This is a genomic window from Leifsonia sp. Soil_N53, from assembly GCF_057655165.1.
The window spans coordinates 18,876-40,579 of record NZ_JBDGMM010000057.1 but is presented as its reverse complement, the minus strand read 5'-3'; the positions used below and the strand labels follow the sequence as shown (position 1 = coordinate 40,579).

Here is a 21,704-nt window from a genome sequence, read left to right as displayed (position 1 = left end):
CAGCGCGGCGGGCGCGGCCGGGACTCCGGTGGCGGCCGGGGCCGGCGCCCCGGTCAGACCCGGTCCTCGAGCCGGCGGCGGATGTCGGCGGCGATCTCGTCGACGGGCCGTGCGGCGTCCACGACGAGGAACCGCTCCGGCTCGGCGTCGGCGAGAGCGAGGTAGGCGGCGCGCACCCGGGCGTGGAACTCGGAGCGCTCGGCCTCCAGCCGGTCGTACCGCGTGCGGGAGGTGTCGAGCCGCGCGCGAGCTGTCGTCTCGTCCAGATCCAGCAGGATCGTCAGGTCAGGGAGGAGACCTTCGGCGGCCCAGAGCGACAAGTCGCGCACCTGGTCGGCGTCCAGCACACGGCCGGCGCCCTGGTAGGCGACGGACGAGTCGATGTACCGGTCCTGCACGACCACGTCGCCGCGCTGCAGAGCCGGGCGGACGACGGTCGCGATGTGGTGGGCGCGGTCCGCGGCGTAGAGCAGCGCCTCCGCCCGGGGCGCGATGTCCCCGCGGTGGTGGAGGACGATCTCGCGGATCTCCACCCCGGCCGCCGTGCCGCCGGGCTCCCTGGTGCGCAGGACGGTGCGGCCGCGCGTGCTCAGCCACTCCTCCAGGAGGGCGGCCTGCGTCGACTTCCCGACACCGTCGCCGCCCTCCAGAGTGATGAACAGCCCGCGGGTCGGCTCGCTCACTCGGCGGTCTTCTTCGCCGCGGCGCGCGGCGTGCCGGTCTTCGGGGCGGCCTTCGACCTGGCAGCGGTGGTCTTCGCGGCCGTGGTCTTCGCGGCGGTGGTCTTGGCGGCCGTGGTCTTCGCCGCCGTGGTCTTCGTGGTCTTCGCCGCCGTCGCCCGCTTGGCCGCCGGCTTCTTGGCGGCCGGCCCCTTGGCGCGCTTGTCTGCCAGGAGCTGCACCGCGCGGTCGAAGTCGACCTCATCCACCGTCTCACCCCGCGGGATGGTCGCGTTGGTCTCGCCGTCGGTCACGTAGGCGCCGAACCGGCCGTCCTTGATCTTGATCGGCTTGCCGCTGACCGGGTCGGCGTCGAACTCCTTGAGCGCGCTGGAGGCACGGCGGTTGCCGTACTTCGGCTGCGCGAACAGCTCGAGGGCGCCGGGGAGGTCGATCCCGAAGATGTCGTCCTCGCTCGGGAGCGAGCGCGTGTCCGTGCCCTTCTTCAGGTACGGGCCGTAGCGGCCGTTCGCCGCCTGGATCTCCGTACCCGTCTCGGGGTCCGCTCCGACCGTGCGCGGCAGGTCGAGCAGCTGCAGCGCCGTGCCGAGGTCGATGGTCGCGAGGTCCATCGTCTTGAACAGGGATGCCGTGCGCGGCTTGGCCGCAGCCTTCTTCGCCGTCTTCTTCGGCTCGACGACCTCGCCGGTCTGCGGGTCCACCTGGGGCTCGGGCTCCGGGTCGGCCTCGGTCACGTACGGACCGAAGCGGCCGTCCTTGGCCAGGACGAGCTTGCCGCTCTCCGGGTTCGTGCCGAGCTCGCGGTCGGTCTGGACCGGTGCCTCGATGAGCTCCTTGGCCTTCGCCGGCGTGAGCTCGTCCGGGGCGAGCTCCGGCGGGAGGTTCACGCGGCGCGGAGTGGCGTCCTCGGCGGCTCCGGGCTCCTGCACTTCGAGGTACGGGCCGTACTTGCCGATGCGCAGCGTGACGTCGTCGGTGATCGCGATCGAGTTGATGCTGCGCGCGTCGATCTCGCCGAGGTTGTCGATGACCCTGCGCAGACCCTTGTGCTTGTCGCTGCCGAAGTAGAAGCTGTTCAGCCAGTCGACGCGCTCGGCTTCGCCGTCGGCGATCCGGTCGAGGTCGTCCTCCATCTCGGCCGTGAAGTCGTACTGCACGAGGTCGCCGAAGTAGTCCTCCAGCAGGCGCACCACCGAGAACGCCACCCAGCTCGGCACGAGGGCCTGCCCGCGCTGCGTGACGTAGCCGCGGTCGATGATCGTGGAGATGATGCTCGCGAACGTCGACGGACGTCCGATGCCCAGCTCCTCCAACGCCTTCACGAGGCTGGCCTCGGTGTAGCGCGGCGGCGGGGTGGTCTCGTGACCGTCCGCGGCGACGTCCTCGACGCCGAGCGCCTGACCCACCGTGAGCGGCGGGAGCTTCGCGTCGCCTGCGGCGTCGGTGTTGCGCTCCTCGTCGCGTCCCTCCTCGTAGGCGTTGAGGAAGCCGCGGAACGTGATGACCGTGCCGCTGGCCGTGAACTCGGCGATCGTGCCGTCGAGCGGTCCATCGGTGATCCGCGCCTCGACGGTGACCGAGGCGGTCTGGCCCTTGGCGTCGGCCATCTGGGAGGCGACGGTCCGCTTCCAGATCAGGTCGTAGAGCCGGAGCTCGGGGCCGCGGAGCGACTTCTCGAGCTCGGCCGGCGTGCGGAAGACCTCGCCCGCGGGGCGGATCGCCTCGTGCGCCTCCTGCGCGTTCTTGCTCTTGGACGCATAGGTGCGGGGCTTGTCCGGGACGGTCTCCGGGCCGTACAGCTTCGCCGCCTGAGCGCGCGCCGCGTTCGTCGCCTGCTGCGACAGCGACGCGGAGTCGGTGCGCATATAGGTGATGTACCCGTTCTCGTAGAGGGTCTGGGCGACGCTCATCGTCTGCCGGGCCGAGAAGCGGAGCTTGCGGGCGGCCTCCTGCTGCATGGTGGAGGTCGTGAACGGCGCCGCCGGGCGACGGGAGTAGGGCTTGGAGTCGACCTTCGCGACGGTGACGACGGTGCTCTGCGCCCGCACGGCGTCGGCGAGGGCCTGAGCCGACGCCTCGTCGAGGATCGTGGCGCCGGACGTGAGCAGGCCGTGGTCGTCGAAGTCGCGTCCGGTCGCGACGCGCTCGCCGTTCAGCCGCGCGAGCCGCGACTCGAACGCGCTGGCGTCCTCCGGGAGGAGCTGCGCCGTGAGGCCCCAGTAGGAGGCCGCCACGAACGCCAGACGCTCGCGCTCGCGGTCAACGACGAGCCGGGTCGCCGCCGACTGGACGCGTCCGGCCGAGAGCCCGGGGCCGACCTTGCGCCACAGCACCGGCGACACCTCGTACCCGTAGAGGCGGTCGAGGATGCGGCGAGTCTCCTGCGCGTCGACCAGGGCCGTGTCGATCTCCCGCGTGTTGTCGCGCGCCTGCTCGATGGCCTCCCGGGTGATCTCGTGGAACACCATGCGCTTGACGGGGACCTTGGGCTTGAGGACCTCCACCAGGTGCCAGGCGATGGCCTCCCCTTCGCGGTCCTCATCAGTGGCGAGGAGGAGTTCGTCGGCGTTCTTGAGCGCCCGCTTGAGGTCGGCGACCGTCTTCTTCTTCTGGTCGGAGACCACGTAGTACGGAGCGAACTCGTTCTCGACGTCGACGGAGAACTTGCCCAGCGAGCCCTTCTTCAGCTCCGGCGGGAGGTTCTTGGGCTCGATCAGGTCGCGGATGTGTCCGACGGATGCCATCACCTCGTAGCCGTCGCCCAGGTACTGGGCGATGGACTTCACCTTGTTCGGAGACTCGACGATGACGAGCTTCTTGGTGCCAGGCACTTGACTCCTCTTATATAGCAACTGTGTTCGCAGGGACCTCACTGGTCCGAAGCGCGCTCCCCCGAGCGCCGCGCAGAAGGCGGCGAGCGTGGGCCGCACGGCCCAACAGGCAAACCATACACACCTAGGCCGCTTGTGTGCCTAATCGCCGACCCTCCCGTTCGCGGCGGGCGGACGGGTCACGGCATCGGCTCTGTTGCACGCCGACACCCTGGAGGACAATGGGATCATGGCAACGACCTCAATGACGACGTACACCGCCAAGCTCATCGACGGCCCTCTGGAGGGCAAGACGATCTCGACGTCCTTCCTCGACTCGGGCGACCCGCAACCCCGCCTCGAGATCCCCGCCGCGTCCGGCGGCAAACACTACCTCTACGTGCGCGGCTCGGCCGCGGAGACCGAGTATGCGGTCGGCGACCCGACCGCGTCACTGCCGAGCGCGGTGGCGTACCGGTACGTGGAGACCGTGTTCGACTGAGGCGGGCGCCGCACCATACTGACCACGAGGCGTAGGGCTTCGTAGGACTGGCCGCCACCGCGGTCACGGCGACCCCGGCGGCCCCGCCCGAGCGGACGCGTGCGTCTGCCACCCGTGGTAGGGCACGGAGACGTCGATCGTCACGATGACACCGTTGACGGCGCACCCGGTCACGCTCGCGCCGCTGGCGCCGGCCACTGCCGCGGCTCGATCGCACGGGTCCCCGCTCGCCCTGCCCACGGCGACGTCCGCTGCAGCCAGAGCTGCGGCGTCGGCAGCGACCCCCGCCAGCTGACGCGCGCCCCAGGCCCCCGCCACGGCGACCGCCGCGGTCGTGAGCGTCACGGTGACCGCCACGGCAGCGAGCGCGAGAACCGACCCGGCACCGTGCTCGCGCGGACGGTGAAATGAAGGCTCTCCTTTCACGTCGTCCACCTCCCGACCTGGCGTCGACCCATCACCCTCTCCCTCCTCCAATTGCGCGGTTCATCGGTCCTCCGTGTCATCGAGCACACACGAGCGCGCCGAGACCGTGAGTCCGAGCACACCGAGGACCGCGCCCCCGCTCGGGGCGGTGACCGTCACGCACACGAGCCCGTCGTCAACGCCGACCCGTCGGATGGCGCCGTCCGGCGCTCGGGGCGCCGCGTCGCCGCGTCCGATGAGCCGGGCCGCCGTAGCCGCGTGATCGAGCAGCCGTGCCTGCTGCGCGGTCGCTTGGATCGCCCCGACGCAGAGCGCCAGGCACAACAGCACCGCAGGAAGGGCTGCCGCGAACTCGGCCGTCACGCTCCCCCGCTCAGCCCACTCGTCGAGCACGCCGAGGCGGCGTTCCGCTACGGGTGTGCGTTGGCCGCGCGAACCCGGACGCCCGTTACCGGTGGGCGACCGCACACGATCGTCGCGCCCTGCGAGCGATCCGCGCCCTCCTCGCCGTCCGCGGTCGTCAGCCATCGACCGTGAGCGCGCGTCGCACGAGGTCGGTGAGGACGGATTTGACCTCGTCGCCGCGCAGCAGCATCAGCAGCACTCCGGCGAAGCCGACCGCGGCCATCGTGGTGACGGCGTACTCCGCGGTGCTCGCTCCCCGCTCCTCCCGGCGCAGCCGGTGGATGATCTTCCGCATGGTGTCTCCTTCGTTTCGTACCGACGTGTTCGCCGGGTTCCGCCGATGACCGGCGGGTAGTTCGATCGTGCCGTCCGGCGTTGCGGCGATGGGCGCCTCTCCTGAATCCGTGAACAACTCACGTGAGGCTCGAGAAGGTGGAGGACAACATCGCCAGGATCACGGGCACCACCCCGAGGAGGACGAACGCGGGGAGCACGCAGACGCCGAGCGGAAGCAGCAGACGCACGGCCAGGAGCTCCGCGCGGCGCCGAGCCATCGCGCGGGCCGTCCGGCGCTCCTGCCTGGCCTCGGCGGCCAGCAGTTCGATCGCGGGGGCGCCCGCTCGCTCCGCGACGCGGAGCACCCTGTCGACAGACGTGTCGCCCTCCGCGACGGCGTTCAGCCCCAGACGACGAGCGGCGTACTGGATCGTCTCGCGCGCCGCCGGGACCGACATCCCACCGGCCAGTGCGATGGCCGTCAGATCGTGCCCGATCCCCGCGACCGGTCCCGCCCGGGACACGGAGGCGACGAGCCTGCGCGTCCAGGCCCGGCCGGCGAAGAGGAGTCCCCCGCCGAGGACGGCCGCGGCCCAGCCGAGCGGGTTCGTGACCAACGTGCCGGCGACGTCGACGCCGATCACGTATGCCATGGCGACGCCGACGGCGGGGAGCCACGTCATCAGTCGTGCCGTGGCCCGAGGACCGGCGAGCGCGGTGGCGACGTCGCGCTCGGCATCGGCACGATCGCGCAGAGCTTCCGAGGCGCCGCGCAACGCGGGCGCGAGCGCTGCACCAGCGTACTCGGCCACGATCCAGGCGGCGGCGACCGCCGCCACGCCGTCGCTCCCGTTACCCCGCCCCCGCTCGGGATTCGCGGCCGTCTTCGAGCGGTCGGGGGCAAATCTGCGACGTCGCACGGACTCGGCGGGCGACCTCACTGCGAATCCGCCGCCGGCGCCTCGGCCGGTTCGCGCCTGCGGGGCCAGCGACTCCACCCCAAAAGCGGCACCAACACCTCCGCCACTTCGCTCGGACGAGGCGAGCGACTCCACCCCGATGTCGACACCAGCGCCTTCGCCGCCATACGCCGACGCGGCGTGCGACTCCGCTGCATAGTCGCCACCAGATCCTTCACCGCGCCATGGCACCGCGGCCGCCGACCCTCCTCCCCAACCGTCACCAGCTCCCTCACCTCGCCATGCCGACGTCGGGGCAGACCCACCTCCCCAACCGTCACCAGCTCCCTCACCACGCCAGACCGCCGCGGAGACCGGCCCAGCTCCCGAGTCGCCTTCAGCACCTCCATCACGTGACGCCGATGCGGCCCGCTCAACTCCCGAACCTCGACCAGCACCGGCGCCGCCGTCCGCTGCTTCCCCGAGCGCCTCGGCGGGCGGGATCCCCGCCGCCACAAGCGCCGCCGCGCGGATAACCGCCGGATGCGTAGCTTCTGCGGCCACATAGTGCCACGCCGACGTGGGCGCGATCCCGGCGTCCAGGAGCACGGCCAGCGCCTCGACCGAACTTGCCAGCAGGTCGTCGGTGGGTTCCCCGCGAACGCGAGTCGACCGGCTCCGCTCAGGCATGAGGGATCACCGCCAGTCGCCCATCTTCGGATGTCGTGAACCTCCCGAAGCCGGCGACGCGACGCTGGTCGTGGGAACGCTCGACGTGGACGATCAGACCGATCGCGCTGATCGTCTGACGGGCGGTGGCGATGTCGTCCATGCCGGCGAGCGCTCCGAGCGCCTCCATGCGTGCGGGCACATCGGCGAGGGAGTTCGCGTGCAGTGTGCCGGCGCCTCCGTCGTGTCCGGTGTTCAAAGCGGACAGCAGGTCGGCGACTTCCTCGCCGCGGCACTCGCCCAGGACGAGCCTGTCCGGCCGCATCCGCAGCGCCTCCCGGACCAGCCGCCGCAGCCCGACGCCGCCCGCGCCCTCCAGGTTCGGCTGACGCGCCTGCAATCCGACGACGTGCGGGTGCGGGATTCGGAGCTCGGCGACGTCCTCGATGAGCACGATGCGCTCGCCGGGCGGGGCGTGCGCCAGGATCGCCGCGAGCAGGGTCGTCTTGCCCGCGCCGCCCGCCCCGGTCACCAGGATGTTGGTCCGCGCCGACACGGCGGTGCGGAGCAGGGCTGCGCCGTCGGTGGACAGCGAGCCGCTCCGGACCAGGTCGTCGAGCGTGAGAGCGATGGGCGCCGGGATGCGGATCGAAAGCAAGGTGCCTCCGGTCGAGATCGGCGGGAGCACCGCGTGGACGCGCACTCCCCCGGACAGCCGCACATCGATGAACGGCGTGGCCTCGTCGATGTGCCTGCCGCCGGTGGCGATCAGCCGGGCGGCCAGACGGCGCGTGGCATGCACGTCGGGCCGCCAGCCGTCGACACGGTGCAGCCCACGTGGGCCGCCGTCAGACCACAGGACACCGTCACCGGTGACGAAGAGATCGGTCACGCCCTCCCTCATCAAGTACGGGGCCAGCGGGCCGAACGTGTCCCAGGCGTCGGGCGCGAAGGTCGGCGAGGGTGACGGTGGTGATACTTCTGGGGGCGATGCCCGTGCGCGCAATGCCTGCGGGGGCGATATCCCAGGTGACGACTCCACAAGCGGTGATACCGCTGACGTCGACATATTTTGCGCCGATGTCGGCGGCAGTGCCGCCCAAGTACTCGTGTTCCTCATGCACCGACGCTACGAAGCCCGGGAGGGCCCGTGCGCCGTCGGCGATAATCTGTGGAGAACCGCGTCCTCCACACCCCCGCGACGGACAAACCGGACCAACCCGACCACCGCCGCCACACGCGCTGACGAGCCACCGCATCGAGCCAACGCGTTAAAAAGAGGGGGGCCGCACCTATTGGGGGGAACAGGTGCGGCCACTGCGGCGCATGATTGGGGGGAATCGATTGCGCCGCACGCCAGAATTATCATTCGGCCGTTGACTAGTTTACGCAGAATAGATGCAAACGCAAGTCTTCTCGGAGGCCGTCACCCGGTGGTTGTAGAGTCATGGATTGTCGCGCCACGACTCGACCAACCGCATCGCAAAGGAGCGAAAAGACTCCCCATGAGCAACACAATCGACAACCTGCTGCACGAAGCCCGGCGGTTCGCGCCCAGCGACGAGTTCGCTGCGAACGCGGTCGCGACGGCTGAGCTGTACGACCGCGCGGCGGCCGACCGGCTCGGATTCTGGGCCGACCAGTCACGCGACCTCCTGCACTGGCACACGCCGTTCACCCGGACGCTGGACTGGACGAACCCTCCGTTCGCGAAGTGGTTCGACGACGGCGAGCTCAACGTGGCGTACAACTGCCTCGACCGTCATGTGCTCGCGGGCAACGGCGACCGCGTCGCCATCCACTGGGAGGGCGAGCCCGGCGACACCCGCAGCATCACCTATGCGGAGCTGACCGCGGAGGTCAAGAAAGCCGCCAACCTGCTCACGAGCCTCGGCATCCAGGCCGGTGACCGCATCGCCATCTACCTGCCGATGATCCCGGAGGCCGTCATCGCGATGCTCGCGGTCGCCCGGATCGGCGCCGTCCACTCGGTGGTCTTCGGCGGCTTCAGCGCCGAGAGCCTCCGGTCGCGCATCGATGACGCGGAGGCCAAACTCGTCATCACGGCCGACGGCGGCTGGCGCAAGGGCCGGGTCTTCCCGCTCAAGGACGCCGTCGACGCTGCCCTCGCGAACGGCGAGTCCACCGTCGAGCACGTGCTCGTGGTCAAGCGCGGCGAGAACGAGGTCGCCTGGACCGAGGGCCGCGACCTGTGGTGGCAGGACGAGATCGCCCTCGTCGACGCCGACCACGTCGCCAAGGCCTTCCCCGCCGAGAACCCGCTCTTCATCCTCTACACGTCCGGCACGACCGGGAAGCCGAAGGGCATCCTGCACACCTCGGGCGGCTACCTGACGCAGGCCGCGTTCACGCACAAGAACGTCTTCGACCTCCACCCGGAGTCGGACGTCTACTGGTGCAGCGCCGACGTCGGGTGGATCACCGGCCACACGTACGTCGTCTACGGTCCGCTCGCGAACGGCGCGACCCAGGTGCTGTACGAGGGCACCCCGGAGACGCCGCACCCCGGCCGCTGGTGGGAGATCATCGAGAAGTACAAGGTCTCGATCTTCTACACCGCGCCCACCGCGATCCGTTCGTTCATGAAGATCGGGCGCCAGCACCCGCAGAAGTTCGACCTGTCGAGCCTGCGCGTGCTCGGCTCGGTGGGCGAGCCGATCAACCCCGAGGCGTGGATGTGGTACCGCGACGTCATCGGCGGCGGCGGCACCCCGGTCGTCGACACCTGGTGGCAGACCGAGACCGGCGCGATCATGGTGTCCGCGCTGCCGGGCGTGACCACGCTGAAGCCGGGCAGCGCCCAGGTGCCGCTGCCGGGCATCTCGATCGACATCCTCGACGAGGCCGGTGTGCCGGTCGGCAAGGACCAGGGCGGCCTCCTGGTCGTCACCGAGCCGTGGCCGAGCATGCTGCGCGGCATCTGGGGCGACCCGGACCGCTTCGTGGAGACCTACTGGTCGAAGTTCGGCGACAAGTACTTCGCCGGCGACGGCGCGCGCTACGACATGGACGGCGAGATCTGGCTCATGGGCCGCGTGGACGACGTGATGAACGTGTCCGGCCACCGCCTCTCGACGGCCGAGATCGAGTCGGCGCTGGTGGCGCATCCCCTGACCGCGGAGGCCGCGGTGGTCGGGGCCGCCGACGAGACGACGGGGCAGGCCGTGGTGGCGTTCGTCATCATCAAGCAGAACCAGCTCGAGACCGCGGAGTCGATCGATGTGGCGGCGGAGCTGCGTAAGCACGTCTCCGCGCAGATCGGCGCGATCGCCCGCCCGCGCGACATCTTCATCGTCACCGAGCTGCCCAAGACCCGCTCCGGCAAAATCATGCGCCGCCTCCTGCGGGACGTCGCCGAGGGCCGCGAAGTCGGCGACACCACCACGCTCGCCGACACCGCAGTAATGAGCTCCATCCAAGCCAAGCTCACCTGACCCCTGGCCCCCGAGCACAGGAAAAACGTCGCAAATCTGCTCGATTTGCGACGTTTTTCCTGTGCTCGGGGGCGGGGGGGGTTACTCGTAGGCGACGATGAGTTCGACTTCTACGGGGGCGTCTAGGGGGAGGACGGCTACGCCGACGGCGGAGCGGGCGTGGATGCCGGCGTCGCCGAAGATTTCGCCAAGGACCTCTGAGGCTCCGTTTATTACGCCGGGCTGGCCCGTGAAAGACGGGTCGGACGCGACGAAGCCCACGACCTTCACGACCCGGGTCACCCGGTCGAGCGAGCCGATGACGCTCTTGACCGCCGCCAGCGCGTTGAGCGCGCAGATGCGGGCGTACGCCTTGGCGTCGTCGGCCGGGACGAGCCCGTGGCCGTCGCCGACCTTGCCGGTCTCCGGGAGGGCGCCCGACACCATCGGCAGCTGGCCCGAGGTGTAGACGCGGCCGCCGTCCGCGACGGCCGGGGTGTATGCAGCGACGGGCGGCACGACGTCGGGGAGGTCGATGCCCAGCTCGGCCAGGCGCGCTTCGATCGCGACCATCAGGCGGCGTCCTCGTTCTGCACCTGGCGCTTGAGGTAGGCGACCAGGCCGCCCTCCGGACCGGTCACGACCTGCACCAGCTCCCATCCCTCCGACCCCCAGTTGTTCAGGATGGCGGCCGTGTTGTGGATCATGAGAGGAGTCGTAAGGTATTCCCAGCGCAGCATGGTGCTCTTTTCATTCGGGGGGTTTATCAGCTTCATCGCCTACGCTGATCCTATGTCTGCGCAAAAACCACAGGCTAGAGGTGTGCTCGGAGCAGTCGGCGCTTTCGTCGGCATGAGTGCCGTGGCCGGTCTTCTGGTCACCGCTGCCGTCACCCCCGCCATCGCCGTGACAGGCATGGCCGCCAACAACGGCATCGGCGTGTTCGAGGGTCTTCCCGAGTACCTCCAGATCGGTCAGCTCGCCCAGCCCACCACCATTTACGCGAAGAACGGCGACCAGGACGTCCCGCTCGCGACCTTCTACTCCCAGAACCGCCTCCCTGTCGGCTTCGACCAGATGTCGCAGGCCGTCAAGGACGCCGCGATCGCCGGTGAGGACCCACGCTTCTACAGCCACGGCGGCGTCGACATCCAGGGCACCATGCGCGGTGTGCTGTCGACGGTCTCCGGCGGCGGCGTGCAGGGCGGCTCCTCGATCACCCAGCAGTACGTCAAGAACGTGCTGCTGCAGAAGTGCGAGGCGATGCCGGTCAAGACCACCGCGGAGAAGGCCAAGTACCAGAGCTGCGTCGACGACTCGACAGGCGTCACCCCCGACCGCAAGGTCAAGGAGATGAAGTACGCCATCGGGCTCGAGAAGAAGTACACCAAGGACCAGATCCTCGAGGGCTACCTCAACATCGCCGGCTTCGGCGGATCCGTCTACGGCATCGAGGCGGCCGCGCGCTACTACTACAACACCACCGCCGCCGCGCTGACCCCCGCGCAGGCCGCGAGCCTGGTCGCGATCGTCAACGAGCCGACCGGCCTCAAGATCGACAACCCCGACTCGAAGACCAACGGTGCGGCCAACGGCTACGCCAAGAACAAAGATCGCCGCGACTACATCCTCGGCAAGATGTACGAGTACAAGAAGCTGACCAAAGCGCAGTACGACGAGGCGATCAAGACCCCGATCCAGCCCGTGATCACGCAGTCCGTGCGCGGCTGCCAGACGGCGGGAGGCTCGGCCTACTTCTGCGACTACGTGCAGAAGATCTTCTTGAACGACCCGTCCTTCGGCAAGGATCGAGACACCCGCACGGCCGCGTTCAATCGCGGCGGCTACAAGATCTATACGACCCTCGACATCGACCTTCAGAATGTCGCGGAAGCCACCCTGAACAACTGGATGCCCAAAGACTACAACCAGAACATCGGGGCATCCCTTGTCGGTGTCCAGCCGGGAACGGGCCGTGTGCTGTACATGGCTCAGAACAAGGACTACACGCAGGATCCTGACGTGGTCGCGAGCAATCCGACGGTCTACACGGGCATCAATTTCAACACGGACTACCAGTACGGAGGATCCAGTGGCTTCCAGCCCGGGTCGACGTACAAGGTTTTCACCCTCGCCGAGTGGCTCAAGCAGGGGCACACGCTGAACGAGACGGTGAACGCGCGGGTGCAGACCTACGGCGGTTCGAACTGGCCGTTCAAGAACTCGTGTACGTCGTCGGGGTCCGGCCCCTGGAAACCGACCAACGATGACGGCAGCAACCCTGGAACGATGAACGCTATTCAGGCGACTCGTGGTTCTGTCAACACGGCGTTCGTCGGCATGGCGAAGCAGCTCGATCTATGCAACATCAAGAACGACGCCCAGGCCTTCGGCGTCCACTCCGCCGTCCCCGGCAAGGAGCTCGGGTCGACTGCGGCGAGCGTTCTCGGCACCAACGAAGTCGCTCCGCTCTCCATGGCGACGGCATTCGCGGGGGTCGCGAACAAGGGAGTCGTCTGCACGCCCATCGCCATCGACAAGATCGTCGACGGCACAGGACACGAGGTGGCGGCACCGAAGTCAGCGTGCTCGCAGGCTGTCGACGAGAACGTCGCCGCGGCAATGGACTACGCCCTCCAGCAGCCTCTCGGCCCTGGTGGCACAGCCAGCGGCGTGAATACTTCGAGCGTCGACATGCTCGGCAAGACGGGCACGACCGACAACGCCGAACATGTGTGGCTCGTGGCCGCCACAACGAAGGTCGCCGGAGCGTACTGGGCCGGCAATGTCGAAGGCGCGACCTCGATGCGTTCCATTCGACCGTCGCACGGCAAGACCGTTGCAAATGCGCGAGTAAATGTTCAGAACGCCATGATGATGGCAGCAGTCTCGAAGTACGGCGGCGACAATTTCCCGTCTGTGAACGACAAACTCATGCGCGGCGTCCAAGTGACCGTTCCCGACCTCACCGGCAAGTCCCCGGACGAGGCCAAGTCGATCCTGACCAGCCTCGGCCTCGACAGCGCCGACGGCGGCCCGCAGGACTCCGCCGCTCCCGCCGGCACCGTCTCGTCGTCCAACCCCGCGGCCGGATCCTCGGTCGGCAAGGGCACCGTCGTGACGCTGTACACCAGCAACGGCGCGCTCGTGGCCATCCCGAACGTCGTAGGGCAGAAGCTCTCCGACGCCCAGGCCGCGCTGACCGCCGCCGGTTTCGTCGCGAAGGTCGGAGGCGGCGCCTCCCCCGACGACATCGTGCAGGCGATGGATCCGGGCGCAGGCACGGCCGCGAAGGCCGGCACCCAAGTGAACCTGACCGTTCAGAAGAGCACCCCGACTCCCGGACCGGGAGCGGGCGGCTAGTGGCGCGCAGCTCGCGCTTCCACCCGGTGGGCACCGCACTCGCGGTGCTCGCCGGCGCGGGCGCGGCCGCGTTCGCGTACGGTTCGCTCGTGGAGCGCCGTGCGTTCACGCTGCGCGAGGTGAGCGTCCCGGTGCTGCCCGCGGGAGCCCAGCCGATCCGGGTGCTGCACCTGTCCGATCTGCATATGGCGCCGTGGCAGACCGACAAGCAGGAGTGGGTGCGCGCGCTCGCCCGGTTCCAGCCCGACCTCATCGTGGACACCGGAGACAATCTCAGCCACGAGGACGGCCTGGAGGGGATCCGCGACGCGTTCGACGCGTTCGACGGCATCCCGGGGGTCTTCGTGCACGGCTCGAACGACTACTACGGCCCGCAGCTGAAGAACCCGCTCAAGTACTTCCGCGGCCCCTCGAAGCGCACCTCGTCGACGGCGCCCCGCCTGGACGACAAGGCGCTCACCGCGTACCTGCAGGGCCTCGGCTGGCTGAACCTCAACAACGCGGCGGGAGCGCTCGACATCCGCGGCACGCACCTCGAGTTCTTCGGTGTGAACGACCCGCACATCGGCGCGGACCGCGTAGAGTCGATCCCTGGCGCCCTGGACGAGCTGCGCGAGAACGACCCGTACTCCGACGACGCGACCTGGCCGGCGGACAAGCCGCGCTCCGAGCGGCCCACGGTCACGCTCGGCGTCGTGCATGCACCGTACCGCCGGGTGCTCGACGCGTTCGTCACCTACGGGGCGTCGATGATCTTCGCCGGGCACACGCACGGCGGCCAGGTGTGCGTCCCGGGTTTCGGTGCGCTGGTCACGAACTGCGACATCCCCCGCGCGCAGGTCAAGGGACTCAGCATCTGGCGGCACGCGTTCCGCGCGGCCTACCTGAACGTGTCCGCGGGGCTCGGCACGTCGATCTACGCGCCCGTGCGCTTCGCGTGCCGGCCGGAGGCGACCCTGGTCACGCTGACGGCGTCGGAGTGACCAGTCATTTGCAATGTGCCTAAGGTTCCATAGCTAACACTTTACGTCCTTCGTATGTTTGAACCACTGTTCAAATCATAGGAGGTCTGATGACACTGTTCGTGCGCGCAAGAATGAAGATCACGAAACGCGTGAAGCGGGCGACTATCGCAGCTGCGACGACGATTGTGACTGTGTGCGCGATCCTCGTGGGCGCATCGCCGGCTCAGGCCGCCACACCCTGGTTCGAGATTTTCTACTCACCGAATTGCGGTGCTGGCAAGTCGGCGTCCAAGGTCTACCTCGGGGCGAACTCAGGAGAGCGCTGGATCAACGACAAGTTCGACAACAAGAACTTCGGCTCAGCCGGGTATAACCAAAACATTTCGCACAACGCGGCATCCGTGTACGTGCGGTACGGATGGTTCACGATCAACTACGACTCCAATCAAGCATGGCAGTTGCCGTACACCACCGGCGCCTGTTTCAACTTGCCTTCGTGGGTTCGCAACTACAACCGAAACTGGACGATGTTCGCATCGTGAGCACAAGCGGGCGCGTCCGGACGAACTGAGCGATGCCATGGTCACGACCACCCCTCCGGCTCGTGTATTCTTGTTGAGGCCGTTGGCCATCGGGGTGTGGCGCAGCTTGGTAGCGCGCTTCGTTCGGGACGAAGAGGCCGCAGGTTCAAATCCTGTCACCCCGACCATCGGAAGGCTCCCCTCAGAATGTCTGAGGGGGGCCTTCGCTATTCCAGACTGCCGATTCCGAGCCGTGCGGCCTTTCGTGCCGCATCCAGGCGACTCGTCGCGCCGAGCTTCTCGAAGATGCTGCTGAGATGCCGTTTGACCGTTCCTTCGGCGATGCCGAGACGCGTCGCGATCTCCCGGTTCGTGAGAGCGGTACCTATGAGGTGCACGACCTCGGCTTCCCGCGCAGAGAGCACGCTGAAGCGTGAACGCCGGCCGCGCGAGCACTCCACCAGATCACGTTTCGGAATGACCGCAAGAGCGAGGATATGTGCGATCACCTCTGAGCTCGGCATGGACTTCGACCAGAATGCATGTGCGCCGGCCCCGATCAAACTCGCGCGGAGCGCCTGTTCGTCGTACATCGTCAGGATCGCGATCCGCGTCGACGGACTGCGACGTCTGACGGCGGCGATCGTCGCAGCCACGGGAGGGCCGGGCATGCTGACGTCGAGCAGCAGGACGTCCGGCAAGGTCTGACCGACGACGGCTATCACCTCGTCGCCGCTCGACGACTCACCCACCATCTCGAGGGCGCCGTGCCTTTCGAAGATCGCCGTCAGCCCCTCTCTGAAAAGCGAGTGGTCATCAGCGACGACGACGCTGACGCGGGTCACGCAGCGACACCGAGGTGCGGGACGGTCAGTTGCACCGTCGTTCCCCGGCCCGCCTCGGATTCGATCACGAGGACTCCCCCGAGGTTCAGCGCGCGCTCCTCCATACTGTGGATGCCAAGCCCTCGCAGCGTGGCGCTCGCGTGTGGGTCGAACCCCTCCCCGTCGTCTGTCACAGAGATCACGACGTCGCGGTCATCCCAGACGATCGCCACGCGAATGGCGCGGGCAGATACCGCGTGTTCGCGTGCGTTTCTGACCGCTTCCAGGGCGACGAGGAACGCCTCTTCCTCAACCGAAGGAGGGATCACGCGCCTCGTCCCCTCTGCGTGAACGTCGAACGCAGGTGCGTCCCCACCGGATTCCACCGCCAGTTCACGCAGGGATGCTTCCAGCGTTCCCGTGCCGACGTGCCGACGCAGGTCGGTCGCGATCCCACGAACCTGGTCGAGGGAGTCTCGGAGTATATCGACGGCTCCCGCGAAAAGATCGTCGGGTCCCCATTCGGCCGCAGCCAGTTCGACTCGCTGGATACCGGCGGCGATCCCATGCGCGACTCGATCGTGGAGATCTCGCGAAACCCGTAGACGCGACTCTCGGTCGGCCTCCAACAAGCGCTGACGAAGTCCCTCCGTGTACCCGACCGCGCCCGCTGGAAATCGCCGCCAGATCACATGGTGAAGCACACGGACGACATCGACCGAGCTGAGGCTGAACCCAGAAGACCCCCATGCGACGAACTGCGGTAGCGCCACATCGAAGAGAACGTCGGCGACGACCAGCGCCTCGGCAGGGTGGGCCCTGCGCTCGGCCTGATGCTCGCCGAAATCGAGATGCTCACTCTCGGTGTCGTAGCTCAAGAACGGTCCCCGAGATGCTCTCGCCGAGCACTGCGCGGACAATTCTTCAACGACCTCCAGAATGATCGCCTCGACCATCGTCCGACACCGATCGTCCACGGCCACAGGGACGGGAAGCTCGAGCGTGCTCAAGCGCTGCAGCGTCTGGTCAAGAATGCCAACGGCATCCAAAACACGGCCATCGACCCCGATCGCTCGCTCCTCGCGGTCGATCCACTCGTCGGGCTCGGGCATGTCCCTATCGACACATTGTTGTTCGAAATTGGCATCCATACTGTAGGACTATACATTTCAGGATCGTCAGCTTCGGAGGTCGTGTGTTCACTGTCAGTAGGCGGATGCTGGTCGCGGGTGGCGGCGGTGCAGTTCTCAGCGAGTTGCTCCAGTCGAGAGCCGCTTGGGCGGTCACCGAGCCAGGCGGGCCAGTGCCCGTCAGCGTTTCACATCTCGCTACGCACAGGCTGGAATGCTTCAGCCAGGACTTCTCGGCTGAGAACTCGGTCGACTGGGCGGCAGTCATCGAGCTGGCCGCAGAAGCGCCGGTCGATGCGGGCACTCGCGCGGTAGTGCAGTTTGACGACAGGCTCTTCGCAGCCGGCAAAGCGGTCCTGTTCGCTGGTGCCACGGTCCGGTCGGTCTCCAGTTCGGCCAAGACGGCGGACGGGCGAACGCAGGTGTCATTCGAGATCGATCGCGAATTCGGACCGAAGTCGAAAACGGTCGGAATCGGGCTGCCGATGACACCGCGTCCGCTTTATCCCACGGAGAACATCGGCGACTTCACGCCGGCAATCCTCTCGCTCGCGGCGCCGGGAAGCGATGCTCCGGAGCGGTTCGACCTTCTCGGGCCGACGGCCACCCGGACGGTCGCTCCATGGGGCGTCGAGGTCTCGGGCGCGTGGGCCAGCACCGAAGTTCGAGAGAAGTCGAAAACGCGCTTCTACCGCGCCCCAAGTTTGGTTCGCGTCACGAGCATAGGACCACATCCCGCCCCGGCCGGGACCGTGTCGATCACCGTCGATGGCTCTCTCATCGAGCAGGTCGGGATCGAGGGCGTTTCGCTGGACGGCACCTCGGTCGACCTCGCTGGGATTCCTGTCAGAGAGACCCGGGTCGGCAACGAAATGCGTGTAGAGGTGGGCCCGGGAATCGAACTACCGAGTGGGAGCGTACTGGAGGTCTTCGCTCAGCCGATCGAGAAAGCCGCGCAGGCCACTGTCTCTGAGGGCCTCGTGTTCGCGCGCGCTGAATTCATCGCCGAATCCGTGTCCGAGCGTCCGCGACGACGAACTGGCCGCGGGACCTTCATCGATGTCACGGACTCCGGGACTGTCGAACAGCCTGATGCAGCGAAAGGAACGATCTGATGGACCTCCTCGTCCTTCAATCCCAGAAGTGGCTGAACGCGACCTATGCCGGCAAACCCGGATTCGCGCGGATCGGCGAAGACGGCTCAACAGGGTGGCAGACGATGTACGCCCTCACACGAGCCCTTCAGATCGAGCTCGGCATCGCGACACCATCGGATAGCTTCGGCCCCACGACGATGTCGACGCTCGAATCGAAATTCGGCACCATCGGTGTTGGCTTCACCAAGAACAAGAACGTCGTGACCATCATCCAATGCGCCCTGTGGTGCAAGGGATACGCCGGCGGCACTATTGTCCCCTTCGGCGAGACGAACCCAGCGAAGAACGTCGGGGCGTTCACGAGCGAGGTGGGCGCCGCGATGGCGTCCATCCGAGCGGACATGGGTCTCGGAGCTTCGCCTTCCGTCCCGCCCAAAGTATTCAAGAGCCTTCTGAACATGGACGCGTATGTCACCGTGAACGGCGGAAGCTCCACGGTCCGAACCGTTCAGCAGTTCCTCAACGGCAAGTACTGGGAGCGCGAGGATTTCCGGATCATGCCGTGCGACGGCCAGTACTCGCGCGACGTGCAGCAGGGCCTCATGTACGCGATTCAGTACGGTCTGGGAATGGCGGACGGCACAGCCAACGGCAACTTCGGCCCGGGCACGCAGTCTGGCATCAAGTCCAAAGCCAACCTCTCCGTCGGCTCGTCCGACGATGAGCGCCGCTTCGTCTCGCTGTTCCAAGGCGCGTTGATATTCAACGGTTACGACAGCGACTTCAACGGGAAGTACTCGAGCAAGACGCAGGCGGCCGCGAAGGCGTTCCAGTCGTTCTGCGAGCTTCCCGTGCATGGCTCGGCCGACTTCGCGACCTGGGCGTCGCTGCTCGTCTCGACAGGTGACCCAGATCGACCAGTCACCGCCTGCGATACAAGCACGCCACTGACAAAGGACACGGCTGCTCAGCTCGCGGCCGCAGGGTTTCGAACAGTTGGGCGCTACCTGAACGGATCAGGCAAGGGATTACAGGCGAGCGAGCTCACGGTCGCGGCAGAGGCGGGACTCTCGATCTTCCCGATCTATCAAGAGTGGAACAGCCTCGAAGAGCTTCGGGAGTATGGCGCTGAGACCTTCGGCTATCGGCAAGGGCGAGCAGCGTCGCTCAGAGCACGTCAGATCGGCTTCCCCGCTGGCACGACCATCTACTTCCCCATTGATGCGGACGCCACTGCAGACGAGATCGAAGCGCTCGTTCTCGACTACTACCGCGGAGTCCAGAAAGGCATCGCACTTTCCAGCACTGTCACGTACAAGGTCGGATGCTACGGCCCCCGAAATGTCGGCATCCAGGTGACCGAAGCCGGCCTCGCCGAATCCACGTTCGTGGCTGGGCTTTCGACGGGGTGGAGTGCAAACCTCGGTTTTCCGTTGCCGAAGAACTGGGCGTACGACCAGATCAACGAGACCTCGACCGGGAGCGGTTCGCGGTTCATCGAAATCGATCGGAACGCATCATCGAGCCGTGCCAAGCCGGTGGGGATGAAGTCGATGCTGCAGGTTCCCACCGTCGGCGGAGCATTTGAAAAGAAGCTGCACTGGGCATTCGAGGAATACTGCTTCCAGGCAGAAGTGTTCCGGGCCGAGGAGTTCGCGGGATTGAGCGACGACGATTTGGCCCAGATCGTCCTCAACACCATGCAGCGGCCCGGCGAGTGGGACATCAAGTTCATGGCATACACTCCGCTGCGACCGAATCTCGTGCATCCGCAGTCCCTCTTCGAATCGCAGTTGCCCAGAGCCGAATCGCGACCTCAACGCGGTGAGGACCCGGACGAACTTGCCGCTCGCGCCTCGACAATGCAGACGATGTTGAACGACCGGGCCTACGACATTGCGCACTTTGCAGCGTCACTCCGCGGCTACCTACAGTGGGGAACATACGGCGGCTCTCCTGATGTGCAGGTAGGCGACCTCGGAGCCTGGGCTCTCGATCTCGTGCAGGCCTGGCGCGCCTACGAGAAGGATCGCCTCAACGGTTACTCCTCCGGTGTTTCGGCGTGGTTCACGAGGATCGGGACCGAATCAGCCGAAGGCAATGCAAGCGGATTTGGTCTCGCAGACCTCGTCGCTGACTTGGATGCGTACCTTGCGGCGATTCAGTTCAAGGATCGGGGAGGTTCGCTACCGTCGATCATGCGCGAACTGTGGGCGGCCAATTCGCGCGATCCCCTCTTTCGCCGGCGACGGTTTGCCGCAGAACGCTTCAACCTCGACCCCAATGTCGCAGTCCGAGCCGTGCGACACCTCTTCACAACCACCCAGGCATTCTGGGTTCAAGGACCGACAAGTCTCACTCTCGACGATGTCCGTCGGCCCAATGAAGCAGAGCTGGGCCTCGTCGCAAAGGGATTTGCAGACATGATATTCCGCAACCTCTAGTGAAGCGCCTTGTGAAGCGCGGCCTTGGGTTGTTCATTGTCTCCGCATCCGCGCTCTTGTTGTGCGTGTTGCTCGATCTGAACGCGAGGGAAATCTTCAACCAGACCACTCCCTATCAGGGTTGTTTGGTCTCCGACCCCACCGATGGATGGGTACGGTTTGCCCTGTTCTCTCTCTTGATGCTCGCCAGCGCCACCGTGAGCGTCAAAGCACGCAAAGCAACCTGGGGTGTGGTCGGCGTCATTGCGCTACTTGTGGTCGCCGTCTACTCGCTCTGGGTGGGCGTACTCACGTTGATCGCCTACGCGTTCGGCCTCTCAGATGACCACTTTCTCAACTCGCCAACTGCGATTCCCCTGCTCCAAGGACTCGGGATAGTTGCAGTCCACACGCTTTGCAGGCGCCGGTCGACGCGTATTCAATTCGTTGTGTTGATCCTTGTGATCGTCGTCGTTCCAGCGGTGTGGCTGGTCATCAACTACCTAGTGACCCGATGGATCTGTGGTTGAGTTGCATCGTTCAGGCTCGTACCGAGGTTTCCTGAGACCCAACCTCTTCACCACGGCCAACGCCTGGATAAGCATGCCTGTCGATCTGACGCACGCGATCGAACTTGGCGGAGGCACCGTAAGGCACCCTGGCGAAGAGAAATCCAATGGCCCGAGCGCGACTGAGCGTCAAACGGAACTGGATGCGGTGGCCGAAGCGTTTGCCGGCATGCTCTTCAAGGGTTTGTAGTGGGTCGTTGGTTGCGCATAGTCGCACTTTTCGGATTCGCCATCGGCTATTTCCTGCTACTCGAACAAAACCTTCGCGCGATCTACTCACAGACCTTCTACTACACCTGGTGCACAATCACCGAACCCTGGACCGGCTGGCTGCAGGCGGCACTACTTTCAGGGGCTCTGCTCGGACTTTCGACCCTGCACCTCCTGCTCAAGCTGCCGGCGAGGGGCTTCTTTGGAATCGCCTCTTTGGTTGTCGTCAGCGCGACAACACTCTGGGTGGGACTCTGGGGCGGTGTGGCGGTATTGCTGAGTTCGGATGCTCCCGTAGTGCTGAGCTCACCGACGGTCATTCCTTTTCTGCAAGGGTCGGTGACGGTTGCCACGCTTGGATTCGGGCGACGGCGACGCCGCCAGATCATGATGCTCTGCGTTGGCGTTTTCGGCCTGCCGGCACTCTGGATAGTCGTCAACTTCCTCGTTGCGACAGGAGTTTGCGGCTCGCGCTGAGGCCATCGAACGTCGCCCCACCGC

21 protein-coding genes and 1 tRNA gene are annotated in these 21,704 nt (G+C 66.7%); 11 read left to right on the top strand and 11 right to left on the bottom strand.

Features of this window, described 5'->3' with window-relative positions; all coding sequences use genetic code 11:
* Positions 1-53: 53 nt before the first annotated feature.
* Positions 54-683: a dTMP kinase gene (gene tmk / locus AC3A3H_RS08485; protein ID WP_487614120.1), complete on the bottom strand. Its 630-nt coding sequence runs from the start codon at positions 681-683 to the stop codon at positions 54-56.
* Positions 680-3,511: a type I DNA topoisomerase gene (topA, locus tag AC3A3H_RS08480; protein WP_487614119.1), complete on the bottom strand. Its 2,832-nt coding sequence runs from the start codon at positions 3,509-3,511 to the stop codon at positions 680-682. The genes tmk and topA overlap by 4 nt, the downstream gene beginning before the upstream one ends.
* Before the next feature lie 229 nt (positions 3,512-3,740).
* Between topA and AC3A3H_RS08475 the strand changes: the two genes are divergently transcribed.
* Complete coding sequence (locus tag AC3A3H_RS08475; protein WP_487614118.1) at positions 3,741-3,992, top strand: hypothetical protein; 252 nt, start codon at positions 3,741-3,743, stop codon at positions 3,990-3,992.
* Between the two features lie 63 nt (positions 3,993-4,055).
* Here the strand turns inward: AC3A3H_RS08475 and AC3A3H_RS08470 are convergent, their stop codons facing one another.
* The 5 genes from AC3A3H_RS08470 to AC3A3H_RS08450 all read right to left on the bottom strand — a co-directional run bounded on the left by AC3A3H_RS08470 (position 4,056) and on the right by AC3A3H_RS08450 (position 7,709).
* A complete protein-coding gene (locus tag AC3A3H_RS08470) occupies positions 4,056-4,418 on the bottom strand; it encodes an Rv3654c family TadE-like protein (RefSeq protein ID WP_487614117.1) in 363 nt (120 codons plus the stop codon).
* A gap of 60 nt (positions 4,419-4,478) precedes the next feature.
* Positions 4,479-4,781 (bottom strand): TadE family type IV pilus minor pilin, encoded by a 303-nt coding sequence (locus tag AC3A3H_RS08465; protein ID WP_487614116.1) that lies wholly within the window; start codon positions 4,779-4,781, stop codon positions 4,479-4,481.
* Positions 4,782-4,938: 157 nt separating this feature from the next.
* Complete coding sequence (locus tag AC3A3H_RS08460) at positions 4,939-5,118, bottom strand: DUF4244 domain-containing protein (protein WP_487614115.1); 180 nt, start codon at positions 5,116-5,118, stop codon at positions 4,939-4,941.
* 118 nt (positions 5,119-5,236) lie between these two features.
* Positions 5,237-5,938, bottom strand: a complete 702-nt coding sequence (locus AC3A3H_RS08455; protein WP_487614114.1) for a type II secretion system F family protein — start codon at positions 5,936-5,938, stop codon at positions 5,237-5,239.
* 742 nt (positions 5,939-6,680) lie between these two features.
* On the bottom strand, positions 6,681-7,709 hold the full coding sequence (locus AC3A3H_RS08450) for a TadA family conjugal transfer-associated ATPase (RefSeq protein WP_487614113.1): 1,029 nt from the start codon (positions 7,707-7,709) through the stop codon (positions 6,681-6,683).
* A gap of 463 nt (positions 7,710-8,172) precedes the next feature.
* Between AC3A3H_RS08450 and acs the strand changes: the two genes are divergently transcribed.
* Positions 8,173-10,122: an acetate--CoA ligase gene (gene acs / locus AC3A3H_RS08445; protein ID WP_487614112.1), complete on the top strand. Its 1,950-nt coding sequence runs from the start codon at positions 8,173-8,175 to the stop codon at positions 10,120-10,122.
* Positions 10,123-10,203: 81 nt separating this feature from the next.
* Here acs and AC3A3H_RS08440 read toward each other — a convergent pair whose 3' ends face one another.
* Both AC3A3H_RS08440 and sp36 read right to left on the bottom strand, forming a co-directional pair.
* Positions 10,204-10,674, bottom strand: coding sequence for a RidA family protein (locus AC3A3H_RS08440; protein WP_487614111.1), 471 nt, complete (start codon positions 10,672-10,674; stop codon positions 10,204-10,206).
* Positions 10,674-10,841: a Sp36 family protein gene (gene sp36, locus AC3A3H_RS08435; RefSeq protein WP_487614110.1), complete on the bottom strand. Its 168-nt coding sequence runs from the start codon at positions 10,839-10,841 to the stop codon at positions 10,674-10,676. Before sp36 ends, AC3A3H_RS08440 begins: the two co-directional genes overlap by 1 nt.
* Positions 10,842-10,923: 82 nt before the next feature.
* Here sp36 and AC3A3H_RS08430 point away from each other — a divergent pair, with 82 nt between their 5' ends.
* The 4 genes from AC3A3H_RS08430 (at position 10,924) to AC3A3H_RS08415 (ending at position 15,138) form a co-directional block, all read left to right on the top strand.
* Positions 10,924-13,464 (top strand): transglycosylase domain-containing protein, encoded by a 2,541-nt coding sequence (locus tag AC3A3H_RS08430; RefSeq protein ID WP_487614109.1) that lies wholly within the window; start codon positions 10,924-10,926, stop codon positions 13,462-13,464.
* Entirely contained in the window at positions 13,464-14,447 is a 984-nt protein-coding gene (locus AC3A3H_RS08425; RefSeq protein WP_487614108.1) for a metallophosphoesterase, read from the top strand. Before AC3A3H_RS08430 ends, AC3A3H_RS08425 begins: the two co-directional genes overlap by 1 nt.
* Positions 14,448-14,536: 89 nt before the next feature.
* Positions 14,537-14,971: a hypothetical protein gene (locus AC3A3H_RS08420; RefSeq protein WP_487614107.1), complete on the top strand. Its 435-nt coding sequence runs from the start codon at positions 14,537-14,539 to the stop codon at positions 14,969-14,971.
* A 90-nt stretch (positions 14,972-15,061) separates the two neighbouring features.
* Positions 15,062-15,138, top strand: a tRNA-Pro gene (locus AC3A3H_RS08415).
* 39 nt (positions 15,139-15,177) lie between these two features.
* On the opposite strand, the gene AC3A3H_RS08410 is transcribed toward AC3A3H_RS08415, so the two are convergent.
* Positions 15,178-15,795, bottom strand: coding sequence for a response regulator transcription factor (locus AC3A3H_RS08410; RefSeq protein ID WP_487614106.1), 618 nt, complete (start codon positions 15,793-15,795; stop codon positions 15,178-15,180).
* A complete protein-coding gene (locus tag AC3A3H_RS08405; RefSeq protein ID WP_487614105.1) occupies positions 15,792-16,925 on the bottom strand; it encodes a sensor histidine kinase in 1,134 nt (377 codons plus the stop codon). Before AC3A3H_RS08405 ends, AC3A3H_RS08410 begins: the two co-directional genes overlap by 4 nt.
* 152 nt (positions 16,926-17,077) lie before the next feature.
* Here AC3A3H_RS08405 and AC3A3H_RS08400 point away from each other — a divergent pair, with 152 nt between their 5' ends.
* From AC3A3H_RS08400 to AC3A3H_RS08380, 5 genes are all read left to right on the top strand, one after another.
* The gene (locus tag AC3A3H_RS08400; RefSeq protein WP_487614104.1) at positions 17,078-18,019 is read left to right on the top strand and encodes a hypothetical protein; all 942 of its coding nucleotides are present in this window, start codon (positions 17,078-17,080) and stop codon (positions 18,017-18,019) included.
* Entirely contained in the window at positions 18,019-20,445 is a 2,427-nt protein-coding gene (locus AC3A3H_RS08395; protein WP_487614103.1) for a glycoside hydrolase domain-containing protein, read from the top strand. Before AC3A3H_RS08400 ends, AC3A3H_RS08395 begins: the two co-directional genes overlap by 1 nt.
* A gap of 11 nt (positions 20,446-20,456) precedes the next feature.
* Positions 20,457-20,954, top strand: coding sequence for a hypothetical protein (locus tag AC3A3H_RS08390; protein WP_487614102.1), 498 nt, complete (start codon positions 20,457-20,459; stop codon positions 20,952-20,954).
* 73 nt (positions 20,955-21,027) lie between these two features.
* Positions 21,028-21,183, top strand: coding sequence for a hypothetical protein (locus AC3A3H_RS08385; protein ID WP_487614101.1), 156 nt, complete (start codon positions 21,028-21,030; stop codon positions 21,181-21,183).
* Positions 21,183-21,680 carry a hypothetical protein gene (locus tag AC3A3H_RS08380; protein WP_487614100.1) on the top strand — a complete coding sequence of 166 codons (498 nt, stop codon included), beginning with the start codon at positions 21,183-21,185 and terminating at the stop codon, positions 21,678-21,680. Before AC3A3H_RS08385 ends, AC3A3H_RS08380 begins: the two co-directional genes overlap by 1 nt.
* Positions 21,681-21,704 lie beyond the last annotated feature (24 nt).